Origin of the sequence: Empedobacter sp. GD03865 (genome assembly GCF_029840775.1) — a bacterium.
Classification (GTDB): domain Bacteria; phylum Bacteroidota; class Bacteroidia; order Flavobacteriales; family Weeksellaceae; genus Empedobacter; species Empedobacter falsenii_B.
This window is the reverse complement of the sequence record NZ_JAOCDF010000009.1, coordinates 26,817-40,175: the sequence shown is the minus strand read 5'-3', so window position 1 is coordinate 40,175 and position 13,359 is coordinate 26,817. Positions and strand designations below refer to the sequence as shown.

Genomic DNA, 13,359 nt, shown 5'->3' with positions numbered 1-13,359 from the left:
GATTTTTGTATATTTGAATAAATACTTTAATATGAAATACATGAAATCGATTTTTAACTACTTATTAGTTGTAATCTCTATTAGTTTTTTTACATCTTGCAAAAACTCTAATCTGCCTGTTTACAACGATCCAATCCCGAAACACGAAACATTTACAATTGATTCTAAAATTCTAAATGAAAAACGAGTTATTAATGTTTGGGTTCCAATAGAATATTCGACTTCTCAGGATTCGTTATCCGTTTTGTATATGCCTGATGGCGGAACAAAAGAAGATTTTCCACATATTGCAAACACATTAGATAGTTTGATTACTTCGAAAAAAATAAAACCAGTTATTTTGGTTGGAATAGAAAATATACAACGTCGCAAAGATTTGAGTCCACCAACTGAAAATGAAGAAGATAAAAAAATAGCCGATGTTGTGGGAGGTTCTAATCAATTTAGAAACTTTGTCAAGGATGAGTTATTTCCTGAAATCACGAAAAAGTATCGCACTAAAAATAATAAAGGAATTATTGGCGAATCGTTGGCTGGATTATTTATCATGGAAACTTTTCTGAAACAACCAGAAATGTTTGATTATTATATTGCAATTGATCCTTCACTTTGGTGGAACAATCACAAAATGTTATTGAATTCAAAAAATGATTTAGCTAAATTTCCTTCAACTCCAAAAAAGTTATGGTTTGCAGGATCTGGAGCAAGTGATATTTTACCTTATACAGATGATTTGAAGAATATTTTAACGCAAGAAAAACTTCCAAATCTACAATGGAATTATTCTCCAGAACCTAAAGAAGAACATGCTACAATTTACAGAGCAACTAAAGAAAAAGCATTGATTTGGAGTATTGGTAAATAAAATTTATCTTGTAACGTCCTGAAAAAATGATACAGGATTAGACCAATAAAATTTTATTTTAAACAGTACATATATTCGTATTTGTACTGTTTTTCTTTTTGTACGATTTTGGTATTAATTCTTGTTGTTGGTGCATTTGCATCGGCGTTAAATAATAGTTTGACAAATGCGGTCTTAACTCATTATAAATCTCTACGGTTTGTTTGACCAAAATCTTTCTTGTATTCAAATCTACATTAAATTTATCAATATCATATTCCTGTTTTAAAATTCCCTTGATTCTTTCGGCTATGGCATTCTCATAAGGATCTGATTCTTGTGTCATACTACAACGGATTTTATGCTTTTTCAATAGCTTTTGATAATCATCGGAACAATATTGTAAGCCTCTGTCTGAGTGATGAATAAGACTCTTCGGGTTTTCTTTTTTCAATGCCATTTTTAGAGCATTTAAACAAGATGCTGTAGCCAAAGAATCCGACACATCAAAGCCTACGATTTTCTTAGAATAAGCATCGGTTATCAAGCTTAAATAGGCTGGGTTTTCTCTGTTCCCCAAGTAAGTTATGTCTGATACCCAAACATTATTAGGCTTTTTGTATTGATAATCTTTAATCAAATTTTTATGTTTTTTAAAACGATGATACGAATTGGTAGTTTTGTGATAACTTCTTTTAGGAATGATTAACAAATGGTTAGCCCTTAAGAAATCAAAGAATTTGTCTCTGCCAATTCTTAAATTTTCAAGTTTCTCTTTCAAAAGAAAATACAGTTTCTTTCCACCCATTTTTGGATGAATCATTCGCAGCTCTGCTACCCAATCCACAACCTGCTGTGCATTTTGTTGCTGCTTTGCTCTTCGCTTTAAATGACGATAATAAACCTGTCGGTCCACCCCGAACAATTCACAGGAGAAACTTATGGTTTCTTTTTGTTCCCTTCGGAAAGATTCGATAGTTCGGGTGGTGAGTTTTTTCGTATATCAATTTGATATTCCTCTTCGGCAAGGTTAATCATCATATCGAAAATAATGGCTTTTTTATCAGCCACATAAGCTTGTTTCTCAAGTAAAGCCTTCTGCTTTTGCAAAAGCTTTACTTGGGCTTCAAGCTCCATGATCTTTTGTTCTGGTGACTTTGGCATATTCGAGGGTGTTTGGTTCTCCCAATCAAAGCTACCAAATTTTCTGAGCCAACTCATAACTGTACTTCGGGCTTGGATGCCATACTTACGGCAAGCGCCCACAGTAGATAATTTCCCAGACTCAATTTCTTTTACAACATTCAACTTAAAAGACATACTGTAATCTCGCTGAGTACGTTTGACATAATTGCTTCTTTCTTCCATAATAACGATTTCTTTTTTGTATCGCTATTTCAGGACGGGACATAATAAACAAAAAAAACCCTCACTTCAAATGAAGTGAGGGTTTTTTTATGCGATTCGTTTTCCTAAAATAGTTAAACTTCTTTCTATTCCGTCTAAAATTGCAATATTGGGATAATTTCCCCATTCTTCGAAACCAAAATGTTTGAATAATTTCAAGCTCGGTTCATTATGCGAAAAAATAAAACCTAAAATCGTTTTGATTCCAAATTCTGCTGCTTTCGTAATGCTATATTCCAACACTTGTTTTCCTAAACCTTTTCCACGTTGCATAGCATCTAAATAAATGCTGATTTCTACAGTTGCATCATAAGCTGGTCTTCCATAAAAAGATTGAAAACTTACCCAACCTACAATGTCTTTCAATTCATTTTCTACAACCCAAAGTGGTCTTTTTTCAGGTGAATGTTCTTCGAACCATTTTGCTTTACTTTCAACTGAAACTGGTTCTGTATCGGCAGTTACTAATCGCGAAGCTATTGTAGAATTATAAATTTCTGTTATTTTTTCTAAATCGCTTCGTTTAGCATCTCTGTATGTTAACATCTAAATTTTTAAATTTTATTCTCTTTTTGATTTTAAAAAGGAATATTCTTTTTCATCGCCATCATATAGCCCAAATGCATTGCTTCGTGAATATTGTTGTACAAAATTGCATCTTCAATCGATTCTAACGTCATACCAAAACTTGTTTTATATGATCGATAATACGATAGTTTTTCCGAACGATAATCCTTGAACATCTGCATTGGTGTACTTTCCAACATTTCCTTCAATTCTGTCACATCTTCTTCCGTTACTTCCGTATTTCCGATTGTTCCTTTTTTATACTTCTGAATAAACTGAATATCGACCAACATCCTATTATCGGTTAAATAATAATGGATCAATTGCTGTGTTGCCAAAACGTGAGCCGCATTCCAAAACAAATTGTTTTTATAGCCAACAGGTATATAAAGTAGTTGTTTCAGAGAGTGTTGTTCAAGCTCATCAATAATCTGTTTTCTTATATTCGTCAGATAAATAATATGCTCTTCCATAGTCAGATTTAAAGTTTAAATATACATCAAATTAAGTCTATTTATCAAATTATAAAGCAAAACAATTAAAATCACGTTTTTAGATTATTTAAAGTCTTTGATTCTTCGTAATTTTGTCTCATTAAAATTAAAAGATGGCTTACACAAGAGATCAAATATATCAAGTATTAGAAGAATTAGGTATTCGCAATTGGATGCGTAACGCTCAAGTGATGGGAAATGATATTATATTGGATATTGTTTCTCCTTCGCCTGCAATGCACGAACGCAAGCGTTTGGAAATTGCGTTGAAAAATGCATTTAAAGAAAATTTACCTGAGTCAAATCTTAAACTTAACATTTCTGTTGAAGTTGAAGAAAAAAATCCGAACGAAATCAAAGGTTCTGAATTGCCAGGTGTTAAAAATATTATCGCTGTAGCATCAGGTAAAGGTGGTGTTGGTAAATCTACTGTTTCATCAAACTTAGCAATAAGTTTAGCAAACATGGGATTCAAGGTAGGTTTATTAGATGCTGATATCTACGGACCTTCTATGCCAATTATGTTCGATTGTCAAGATGCTCGTCCATATTCTGTAGAAGTTAATGGAAAAACGAAAATAAAACCAGTAGAAGCTTACGGAATTAAATTATTATCAATTGGATTCTTTGCTGATACAGATCAAGCAATTGTTTGGAGAGGACCGATGGCTGCAAAAGCATTGAATCAAATGATTCGTGATGCACATTGGGGAGAATTAGATTTCTTATTAATCGACTTACCTCCAGGAACAGGTGACATTCATTTATCTATCGTTCAACAAGTTCCAATTACAGGAGCTGTTGTAGTTTCTACGCCTCAAAATATTGCATTAGCAGATGCAAAAAAAGGAGTTGGAATGTTCCAAATGGAAGCGATTAATGTTCCAGTTTTAGGAATTGTAGAAAATATGGCGTATTTTACACCAGAAGAATTACCTAACAACAAATATTATATCTTTGGACAAAATGGTGCAAAGAACTTAGCAGAACAAATTGGTGTTCCTTTCTTAGGCGAAATTCCAATTGTACAATCTATTCGCGAAGCTGCTGACGTTGGTCGTCCAGCTGCAATGCAAGAAGATACTGTTGTAGCTAATGTTTACAAAGAAATTGCACGTAACGCAGTACAAAGTTTAGTAGAACGTAACAATACTTTGCCTCCAACAGAAGCCGTTCGTATTACAACGATGGCAGGTTGTTCGGCAAAAAATTAAAAAAAGTAAAAGATCATGACTCCAGAAGAAAAATATTCAGAAGTTGAAAAGGCCTTAACTGAAATTAGACCATTCTTAAATTCAGATGGAGGCGATATCGAATTAGTATCTGTAGAAGATAATAATATTGTAAAAGTTCGCCTTACAGGTGCATGTATAGCATGTTCTGTCAACCAAATGACCTTAAAGTCAGGTGTTGAAATGACCATCAAAAAATATGTTCCAGAAATAGTTTCGGTTATCAATGTTTCAGATTTTGAAACTTCAACTGAAGCAGATCAAATATCTTCCTTAAAAGAAGAAAATTAGAATATCATTAGATTCTCATAAATTAAAACGCCTTTATATCAATTTATAAAGGCGTTTTATTATTTTTGGCAAACAATTTGAATCTTAACCTCAAAACCAAAAATTCAAAATGAAAAAATATATTTTATTTTTTACTTTTATTGTCCTTTCATTTGCATTGCCTTTAAATGCTCAAAACAACTACAAAGTTGGCGAAAATCTAAAATTTAGAGTTCATTATTCTGGATTGAATGCAGGTTTTGCTTCCATTGATGTAAGAGAAGCTACATTGAATGGAAAAAGCCATTATCACATCATAGGAAAAGGAACTTCAACAGGTGCTGTGCGTGCTTTTTTTAAGGTAGATGATAATTACGAATCGTATATTGACAAAACAGATTTGAAACCTACAAAATTTGTTCGAAATATTGTAGAAGGAAGTTACAAACGTCATCAAATTTATTATTTTGATCATGCCAATAGAAAAGCAAAAGTCGAAAATAAACGAGATGGAAAAGTTACAACAGAAACGATTCCTTACGATGCGCAAGATTTACTTTCTGCTTTTTATAGCTTACGTAATGCCAATCATACCACTCTTAAAACAGGAGATTATTTGAACGAAAATATTTTTCTTGGTGATGAAACGCTTAAATTTCGATTGAAAGTTTTGGGACGTGAAACCCTAAAAACAAAATTCGGAAAAATTGCAGCAATCAAAATTCGTCCGTATGTACAATCTGGTCGTGTTTTCAAAGAATCAGAATCGGTTACAATGTGGATTTCTGACGATGATAACTTAGTTCCGCTAAAAATAAAAGCGGGTTTATTAGTTGGATCGTTAAATGCAGATCTTAACGAGTATAGCAATCTAAAATATCCTATTACTTTTACGAAGTAAATTGAAAAAGCGAAGTTCGAAATCCGAATTTCGCTTTTTTTTATTTCTCCAAATATTCCAAAAAAACATCACTCGGAATTTCCATTGCACCCAAACTCGCTAAATGTTCGGTATAAACTTGACAATCGATCAATTTATATTTCTTGTGATATTTTGCAACAAACTGTATAAAACCAGCTTTGGAAGCGTTGCTCACTTTCGCAAACATACTTTCTCCACAAAAAATACCGCCCATATCAATTCCATAAAAACCACCAACTAATTCGTCGTTTTGCCAAACTTCAATACTTTTTGCAATTCCCATTTCATGTAACGTACAATATGCTTCGATCATATCATTTGTAATCCAAGTTCCGTCCTGATCTTTTCTATACGCTTGCGAACAATTTGTAATCACTTCTCGAAACGCTTTATTCTCTGAATAGGTAAATGTTTGATCTCGAAAAACTTTCTTCATCGATTTCGAAACATGTAAATTTTCTGGAAACAAGACAAATCGATCTTGAGGAAACCACCAAATAATTGGATCTTCTTCATTAAACCAAGGAAAAATTCCTTTCTGATAAGCCAGAATTAAGCGTTCTGGCGAAAGATCTCCTCCAACAGCTATAATTCCCTCGCTGTTCACTTCATCGTAATCAGGAAAGATTAAATCAGAACTTAACCAATACATATCGTTTTGTGTATAATTTATATAAAATTAAAAAAACGTGTCCAATGAAGAACACGTTTAGTATTAATTGATGTTTTGTTTTCCTTAGAATGGTAAATCATCATCATCTCCGTTAGAAAAAGTATCTACTGGAGGCGCTGGTGCAAAATTATCGTAACCTTGAGGTGCTTGTGCAGCTGCATTCGCCATATTCTCAATTCTCCACGCTTGGATTGTATTGAAATATCTTGCTACACCTTCTGGGTTCACCCACTCGCGACCACGAATGTTGATAGAAACTTTCACTTCATCACCAGGTTTGTAAGCATTCAACACATCAGTCTTATCTTGTGTAAGCTCAATTAAAATATCTTGTGGATATTGTTCTTGCGTTGTAACAACGAATTCTCTTTTCTTGAAACTTGCAGTAATATTTTGAGTTTCAAATACTTTTTTAATTCTTCCTGTAATTTCCATTTTTGTAAAAGCTTTGTACAAATTTAGAATGTAAAAAAAGATTAAAAAAATTTTATTTCGAAATTTTGTTAGAAAGAAAACTTGTGTATATTTGCAATCCAAATCGGTGAGATTTTAGCGGGCGTGGTGGAATTGGTAGACACGCTAGACTTAGGATCTAGTGCCGCAAGGTGTGGGAGTTCGAGTCTCCCCGCCCGTACAACAGAAAAGACTTTGAAATATTTTCAAAGTCTTTTTTTATGATTTATTGTTTTCTAATGATTTATAATATTTTTCATAAATTTAGATCATTATTTGGTTATAAGTTGGTTTGGTATGTATTCGAAAAGAAAAAGAAATTTGAAATCTGGAGGGAGAACTATCCCCATTTTTGAATTTATAGTGGTTGTTATTATCATCATTATTTTGATTTACTTCGCAGTTTTCTGAGGAAATTATTCTTCATTTTTTTTAACATTAATTTATAATTATTCCATTATCTATGGTTTAATATTTGTTCTTTATAGATAACAAATCTATTAACAACTTATAAAACAAAAATTATGGACAAATTACAATTAGAAGGAAAATGGAATCAAATCAAAGGATCTGTTAAACAAAAATTTGGAGATTGGTTTGATGATGATGATACTTTTTTGAATGGAAAATTTGACGATATCGTTGGAAAAATTCAAGAAAAAACAGGAAAAACAATCGAAGAAATTGAAAGTACAATTAGAGATTGGGTTGACACAGATGAAGATGCAGAAGATAATGCGAAAAATAATCAGCCACAAGCTTAGTTGATATAGAAAATGGTTAGAATTTAGGTTCTAACCATTTTTTTATGCTTCTATATTTTTATAAAATGTTTTTCGTCGCTTGTGAACAACAGGATCAAAGTTTTTCCATAATTGTTGCACTTTTGTATTTTCCTCAAGCAAAGGGTTCGTTTCTAAAGTTTTAATCCCTCTTGCTATAAATCGATCATAAAGTTCTTTAAAAATCAAGGCATTTACACCTTTATTTTGATAATGAGGATCAATTCCTATCAAATAAAATTCGACATGATCGTTCTTTTTTTGCGCTTGCATCAAATGCCACCAACCAAATGGAAACAATTTTCCTTTCGTTTTCTGAAATGCTTTCGAAAATGAAGGCATTGTAATCGCAAAAGCAATCATTTTGTTGTTTTTATCTTTTACACACGAAATAAAATCAGGATGAATAAATTTTAGATATTTCTTTTTGTAATGTTCAACCTGAAATTTTTCTATCGGAACAAAACTTTGCAATTCTGCATACGTCACATTCAACAAATCGAACATCTCATCAACATAAGGTAACATTTCGTCAATTGTTTCAAATTTATACGTATCAATTTCGTAACGTTTTTTGAGCATTTCGCACAATTTATCCATTTGTTTTACCTTACCCAAATTAGCAATATCAATAGAATATTCTAACCATTCGGCTTTTGGTTGATAACCTAATTCTTGCAAATATGTTTGATAATATTCGTAATTATACAAACCGATTAAAGTTGCAACTTTATCAAATCCTTCTGTTAATAACCCCGCTTTATCCATATTCGAAAATCCCATCGGACCTTCTATATAACTCAGTTTATTTTTTTTAGCAATGTTTTCAACAGTTGTTAATAAAGCTTTCAGAATGTTAATATCATCTTTAAAAACTAACCAACCAAACCGAATTTTAGTCTTTCCAAGTTCTTTTACTTCGGTCCAATTAATAATCGAAACAATTCGTCCAACCACTTCTTTTCCTTTGTAAGCTAAAAAATAGTTAGCTTCAACCGTCTCAAAAATTGCATTATTTTTATCAAAACTTGCGAGTTCATCTTTCTTTAAAGAAGGCACCCAATACGGATTATCTTTATACACTTCAAAAGGTAAATCGACAAATTTCTTCATTTCACTTGGCGTATTCACCTCTCTTACTTCGATCATATGCTATTAAATTGCGTCTAACAGATTCTAATTTAGGAAGAATTTTTTAGAGAACAATTTTCTCTTCTACAGATTTTCCGTTTTTATCTTTTCCGTAAAATAAAATATAATCAAGCTTTACCGAAATTCCAGCCGTTCCTTTCTTCTGTTTTAAGAAAACACGATTCAGTGTTATCAACTTGTTATTAACAGTTGTTTGAACAATTGGATTTTTTTGAGAATCAAGCTTAAGCGTTAATTTTTGAGTTGGATAAGATACTAATGTCAACTGAAAAACATTCTTTTCAATTTTCTTAATATCTAAACCATATGCCAATTTCTTTTGTATAGAAGTCAAGGGCTTTTTTGAGCCATCTTCAGCATAAAGAATGCGATAAATATCAACTGGATTATCATCATCTAAAATTCCTTTGCTCGAAAAAAGTGCATCGTAAACAAACGTATTTTTATTGTCGTTGTGCTGAATATAGAATAATCTATTTTCTGATTTTGGAGGAACAGGATAACCTTGTTGTGCATTTACAACAAAAGAAAAAAGGATAGAACAAATAATTAATAGGTTTTTCATTGATTGATATTTTTAAAAATAGAAGATACGAATTATTTGAATGATTATCTAAATCCAAATAAAAAGTTTCGAAACTTTAACTTGCTCAATATTATTTTGATCAAGAAAATCTTGCGGAAATTTGATTAAATCTGAAATTGGAATAATTTCATCATTCTGAATAAAATTATATTTACCATGACCAGTTTGATATTTAGAACTTTTATTAGAAACTTCGTGATTGATTTCAATCATTTCATCTTCTAAATCAATAGTAATTTCTGATTCTTTTTCTACAACGAACAAAACCTTTTTATTCCTGAAAAAATAAATTTCGCGCTTAGATTCCTTTAAGAGATGATTGTAAGTATTGACAACTGGAATGGTAAAAAAAAAGAATAGTATCAAAAAAATCATTCCAATAATTATGTTAGTTAAAATGAAATCTGTCACAAACAATAATTGATAAGCTATAAATAAAAAAGTAAGACAAAGAATTGCAAAAAGAATCATATTAAAAACTGAAATATAGCTTAAAAAACCAATTTTGACGCGAATAACTTCATCATTTTCGTGTTTATATTCTTTTTGAGAATCAATGATAAATAAAATGATTGGTAGAAAAATTATTAACAAAAGTAAGATGATGAAAATCGAATTTTCTGTACTCATTTTTTATTTTTTTATTTTCTCTTTGACGAATTCTACAATAATTGGAACCAAAGAAAACACAATAATTGCCATTACGACAATTTCGAAATTGTTTTTGATAAATGGAATTGTTCCAAGGAAATAGCCAGCCAATGTAATCCCGAAAACCCAAATTGTTCCTCCGATAAAATTATATATAATAAATGTACCATAATGCATTTTAGAAATCCCTGCAACGAAAGGTGCAAGCGTTCTTACAATCGGAACAAAACGTGCAATTACAATGGTTTTTGAACCATATTTTGTAAAGAAATCTTCGGTCTTTAGTATCGCAGAATCTTTAATAATTCGTTTACCGAAAATTTTAGTTGTAACTAATTTCGTTCCTAAGGTTTTCCCAATCGTATAATTGACTGTGTCGCCTGCAATTGCCGCGATCCAAAGTAAACCTAATACAATATAAATATTGAGTTGAGCTGGAAAAGCCGCAGCTAACATCCCTGCTGCAAATAAAAGCGAATCTCCAGGTAAAAAAGGCATGACAACCAAACCTGTTTCGATAAAGATTAAGAGAAATAAAATCAAGTAAAACCAATGTTGATAATCATTCAAAATGGTTTCTAAATATTTATCGATATGTAGAATATAATCTAAAATTTCCATGATTTAAAGGTATAAAAAAACTCGACCGAAGTCGAGTTAAGTTTTTATAGTTATTCTTGTTCAGCTACCTTTTTTTTGCCGAACTTTTCTTTGATAATTTCCACTAAAATTGGAAGTACAGAAGCGATTGTTATTCCTAAAATTACTTTAGAAAAATTATTTTGAACCCATTCTATATTTCCTAAAAAGTATCCAATAAGTGTTAAACCAACAACCCATAACACGGCTCCAATCACATTATATGTAATGAAAATAGAGTATCCCATTCTCCCAATTCCTGCAACGAAAGGCGCTAAAGTTCTTACAATTGGTACAAAACGTGCAATTACAATGGTTTTTGAACCGTATTTTTCGTAGAATTCGTGCGTTTTATTGATATGTTCTTCTTGGATGAAATTTTTACCAAAAATCTTAACTTTAGTTGCTTTGTAACCAACTTTTTTCCCGATGGTATAATTCAACGTATCACCGAGTATCGCGGCCACCAAAAGAATTGCAATCATAATCCACACATTCATATCATTTGTTTCTTGTGCAGCTAACATCCCTGCCGCAAACAACAATGAATCTCCAGGTAAAAAAGGCATCACAACTACACCTGTTTCCACGAAAATGATTAAAAATAAAATTGCATACAACCACAAACCATATTCATTTGCAAACTCTGCTAAATGCTGGTCGATATGCATAATAAAGTCAAAAAGACTCATAAATACTTCCATAAAAGTTGATTAAATTTCCGAAGCATTAAATGCATTTTTGATATGATTTACGCTCCAAGATTGTTGTTTTTTTAAAAGTGCTAAAATATCAAATCTTACCTCAGAAATAAAATTATTTTTCTGAATAAAATCATCTGCGGCAAGAATTAACAATTTCTTCTTCTTTGTGTTAACAGAACTTTCTGGCTCGGCAACATAATTTGAAGTACGACTCTTAACCTCTATAATAACAATCTCATTTTCAAATTGAGCAATAATATCGATTTCGGCTTTTCTGAAAAAATAATTTCGAGCCAATATTTTGTATCCATTTTGGATTAAATAATTAACAGCAAAATCTTCTGCTTCTTTTCCGAAATCGTAACTAATACTCATTCAAAAAAAATTATTTTGTTCCGTACAAACGATCTCCAGCATCACCTAAACCTGGAACGATGTATCCATTTTCATTCAATTTTTCATCTAAAGCAGCCAAGAAAATTGGAACTTCTGGATAAACATTTTGTACAGCTTCCACTCCTTCCGGACAACCAACTAAACAAGCCAAACGAACAGATTTTGCTCCTTTCTCTTTTAGAATTTCGATTGCTTTGATTGCAGAACCTCCGGTTGCTAACATTGGATCTACCAAAATCACATCGCGAGAATCTAAATCAGTTGGGAGTTTACACAAATATTCGACAGGTTGCAATGTATCATGATCGCGGTAAAGCCCAATATGACCAACTTTCGCAGTTGGAATTAATTGATGAATTCCTTTTACCATTCCCAATCCTGCCCGTAAAATTGGAACGATAGCCATATCATTTCCTTTTAATTTGTAACCGATTGTTTTGGTAATTGGCGTTTCAACTTCAACTTCTTCAAGCTCAATATGACGTGTAATTTCGTAACACATTAAACCTGAAATTTCGTCTACTAATTCACCAAATTCTTTTGTTGTTGTGTTTTTATCACGCATTTGCGTAATTTTTGCTTTTACCAACGGGTGAGTAATGACTGTTAAATTATCTTGTTTCATATTTGTTTGTATAATGATGCAAAGTTACATTTTTTGAAGTAACATTTAACTGAACTTTCGCACCCATTTTTAGTGTAACATTGTGACCTGTATGACCTGCAGGAAATCCGAAAGCGACAGGAATATTTAGATTTTTGGTGAAACTATGAATGACTTCAAAAGTTTTTGGATCGAATGGATGATTGTAGTTATCAGCATTTTCTTCTTCCGTATCCATGTGTGTAAAATTTCCTAAAATAATTCCTTTTACTTGAGTGAGGATTCCGTTGCGTTTAAGATTCATCAACATTCGATCAACTGCATACCAATTCTCGAACCAATCTTCTAAAAATAAAATCTTATCCGAAGGATTTGTAATCGCAGATTCGCTCCCTAAAAGGGAATACACAATCGAAAGATTTCCTCCGATTAATTCTCCTTTTGCTTCGCCTAAATTATTGTAAGCATGTGATTGAATTTCGTAATTAATTTCCTTCCCAAACAATGCTTCATAAACACTTTGATAAGATGTTGGATGATACTCGGTATTTGCTAATTTCTTCGCTGTAACACCATGTATTGTTTGAAAACCCAATCGGTTAAAATGATTGTGAAAAACAGTTATATCAGAATAACCAATTATCCATTTTGGAGACTTTTTGAAATTAGTTAAATCTAACTCATCAATAATTTTTACTGAACCATATCCTCCGCGCGCGCACCAAACTGCTTTGATTTCAGCATCATCTAATGCCCATTGAAAATCTTCGGTTCTGATTTCATCTGTACCAGCATATTTGTAGCCAAAATCATATTCAGCATAAATATTTTTCCCAAGAACAGGAATCAATTTCCACGATTTTATTAAGTCTATTGCTTCGTCCAATTCGCCTTGTAACATTCGTTTTGCTGGCGCAACAATTGCTATTTTATCACCTTCTTTTAAAAAGTTGGGCTGAATCATTTTTGTAAAATTACCTGTC

At 31.9% G+C, this 13,359-nt stretch carries 19 protein-coding genes and 1 tRNA gene; 6 read left to right on the top strand and 14 right to left on the bottom strand.

Annotated elements, in window-relative coordinates; all coding sequences use genetic code 11:
- The first annotated feature begins 31 nt into the window (after nucleotides 1-31).
- Complete coding sequence (locus tag N5D46_RS05265) at nucleotides 32-865, top strand: alpha/beta hydrolase-fold protein (RefSeq protein ID WP_114998709.1); 834 nt, start codon at nucleotides 32-34, stop codon at nucleotides 863-865.
- 58 nt (nucleotides 866-923) lie between these two features.
- Here the strand turns inward: N5D46_RS05265 and N5D46_RS05260 are convergent, their stop codons facing one another.
- The 4 genes from N5D46_RS05260 to N5D46_RS05245 all read right to left on the bottom strand — a co-directional run bounded on the left by N5D46_RS05260 (nucleotide 924) and on the right by N5D46_RS05245 (nucleotide 3,291).
- A complete protein-coding gene (locus N5D46_RS05260; protein ID WP_221408225.1) occupies nucleotides 924-1,760 on the bottom strand; it encodes an IS3 family transposase in 837 nt (278 codons plus the stop codon).
- A 23-nt stretch (nucleotides 1,761-1,783) separates the two neighbouring features.
- Nucleotides 1,784-2,212: a transposase gene (locus tag N5D46_RS05255; protein WP_221408224.1), complete on the bottom strand. Its 429-nt coding sequence runs from the start codon at nucleotides 2,210-2,212 to the stop codon at nucleotides 1,784-1,786.
- 87 nt (nucleotides 2,213-2,299) lie between these two features.
- Entirely contained in the window at nucleotides 2,300-2,797 is a 498-nt protein-coding gene (locus tag N5D46_RS05250; protein ID WP_260509600.1) for a GNAT family N-acetyltransferase, read from the bottom strand.
- A 32-nt stretch (nucleotides 2,798-2,829) separates the two neighbouring features.
- Nucleotides 2,830-3,291: a DinB family protein gene (locus N5D46_RS05245; protein WP_038336414.1), complete on the bottom strand. Its 462-nt coding sequence runs from the start codon at nucleotides 3,289-3,291 to the stop codon at nucleotides 2,830-2,832.
- 134 nt (nucleotides 3,292-3,425) lie between these two features.
- On the opposite strand from N5D46_RS05245, the gene N5D46_RS05240 reads away from it, so the two are divergent.
- The 3 genes from N5D46_RS05240 to N5D46_RS05230 all read left to right on the top strand — a co-directional run bounded on the left by N5D46_RS05240 (nucleotide 3,426) and on the right by N5D46_RS05230 (nucleotide 5,715).
- A complete protein-coding gene (locus N5D46_RS05240) occupies nucleotides 3,426-4,526 on the top strand; it encodes an Mrp/NBP35 family ATP-binding protein (RefSeq protein ID WP_114998705.1) in 1,101 nt (366 codons plus the stop codon).
- Between the two features lie 15 nt (nucleotides 4,527-4,541).
- Nucleotides 4,542-4,835, top strand: a complete 294-nt coding sequence (locus tag N5D46_RS05235; protein ID WP_038336433.1) for a NifU family protein — start codon at nucleotides 4,542-4,544, stop codon at nucleotides 4,833-4,835.
- A gap of 109 nt (nucleotides 4,836-4,944) precedes the next feature.
- Nucleotides 4,945-5,715, top strand: coding sequence for a DUF3108 domain-containing protein (locus N5D46_RS05230; protein ID WP_280035402.1), 771 nt, complete (start codon nucleotides 4,945-4,947; stop codon nucleotides 5,713-5,715).
- Nucleotides 5,716-5,755: 40 nt separating this feature from the next.
- On the opposite strand, the gene aat is transcribed toward N5D46_RS05230, so the two are convergent.
- Both aat and N5D46_RS05220 read right to left on the bottom strand, forming a co-directional pair.
- Nucleotides 5,756-6,388 (bottom strand): leucyl/phenylalanyl-tRNA--protein transferase, encoded by a 633-nt coding sequence (aat, locus tag N5D46_RS05225; RefSeq protein ID WP_280049340.1) that lies wholly within the window; start codon nucleotides 6,386-6,388, stop codon nucleotides 5,756-5,758.
- Between the two features lie 84 nt (nucleotides 6,389-6,472).
- Nucleotides 6,473-6,844 (bottom strand): DUF3127 domain-containing protein, encoded by a 372-nt coding sequence (locus tag N5D46_RS05220; RefSeq protein ID WP_038336420.1) that lies wholly within the window; start codon nucleotides 6,842-6,844, stop codon nucleotides 6,473-6,475.
- Between the two features lie 117 nt (nucleotides 6,845-6,961).
- Here N5D46_RS05220 and N5D46_RS05215 point away from each other — a divergent pair.
- Nucleotides 6,962-7,043 (top strand) — tRNA-Leu (locus tag N5D46_RS05215).
- 343 nt (nucleotides 7,044-7,386) lie between these two features.
- Nucleotides 7,387-7,626: a CsbD family protein gene (locus N5D46_RS05210; RefSeq protein ID WP_125349576.1), complete on the top strand. Its 240-nt coding sequence runs from the start codon at nucleotides 7,387-7,389 to the stop codon at nucleotides 7,624-7,626.
- Nucleotides 7,627-7,668: 42 nt separating this feature from the next.
- Here the strand turns inward: N5D46_RS05210 and N5D46_RS05205 are convergent, their stop codons facing one another.
- The 8 genes from N5D46_RS05205 to N5D46_RS05170 are packed head-to-tail and all read right to left on the bottom strand — an operon-like array spanning nucleotide 7,669 to nucleotide 13,340.
- Nucleotides 7,669-8,793, bottom strand: a complete 1,125-nt coding sequence (locus N5D46_RS05205) for a GNAT family N-acetyltransferase (RefSeq protein ID WP_280049337.1) — start codon at nucleotides 8,791-8,793, stop codon at nucleotides 7,669-7,671.
- A gap of 46 nt (nucleotides 8,794-8,839) precedes the next feature.
- On the bottom strand, nucleotides 8,840-9,361 hold the full coding sequence (locus tag N5D46_RS05200; protein WP_114998697.1) for a DUF4833 domain-containing protein: 522 nt from the start codon (nucleotides 9,359-9,361) through the stop codon (nucleotides 8,840-8,842).
- A gap of 48 nt (nucleotides 9,362-9,409) precedes the next feature.
- Nucleotides 9,410-10,012, bottom strand: coding sequence for a hypothetical protein (locus N5D46_RS05195; RefSeq protein WP_280049335.1), 603 nt, complete (start codon nucleotides 10,010-10,012; stop codon nucleotides 9,410-9,412).
- A gap of 3 nt (nucleotides 10,013-10,015) precedes the next feature.
- The gene (locus tag N5D46_RS05190; protein ID WP_280035410.1) at nucleotides 10,016-10,654 is read right to left on the bottom strand and encodes a VTT domain-containing protein; all 639 of its coding nucleotides are present in this window, start codon (nucleotides 10,652-10,654) and stop codon (nucleotides 10,016-10,018) included.
- Nucleotides 10,655-10,704: 50 nt separating this feature from the next.
- The gene (locus tag N5D46_RS05185) at nucleotides 10,705-11,376 is read right to left on the bottom strand and encodes a DedA family protein (protein WP_180905395.1); all 672 of its coding nucleotides are present in this window, start codon (nucleotides 11,374-11,376) and stop codon (nucleotides 10,705-10,707) included.
- Between the two features lie 9 nt (nucleotides 11,377-11,385).
- A complete protein-coding gene (locus tag N5D46_RS05180; protein ID WP_125349580.1) occupies nucleotides 11,386-11,751 on the bottom strand; it encodes a YraN family protein in 366 nt (121 codons plus the stop codon).
- A gap of 10 nt (nucleotides 11,752-11,761) precedes the next feature.
- Complete coding sequence (gene upp / locus N5D46_RS05175; RefSeq protein ID WP_280049333.1) at nucleotides 11,762-12,397, bottom strand: uracil phosphoribosyltransferase; 636 nt, start codon at nucleotides 12,395-12,397, stop codon at nucleotides 11,762-11,764.
- Nucleotides 12,384-13,340 (bottom strand): LD-carboxypeptidase, encoded by a 957-nt coding sequence (locus N5D46_RS05170; RefSeq protein ID WP_280049332.1) that lies wholly within the window; start codon nucleotides 13,338-13,340, stop codon nucleotides 12,384-12,386. The genes upp and N5D46_RS05170 overlap by 14 nt, the downstream gene beginning before the upstream one ends.
- Nucleotides 13,341-13,359: the final 19 nt, after the last annotated feature.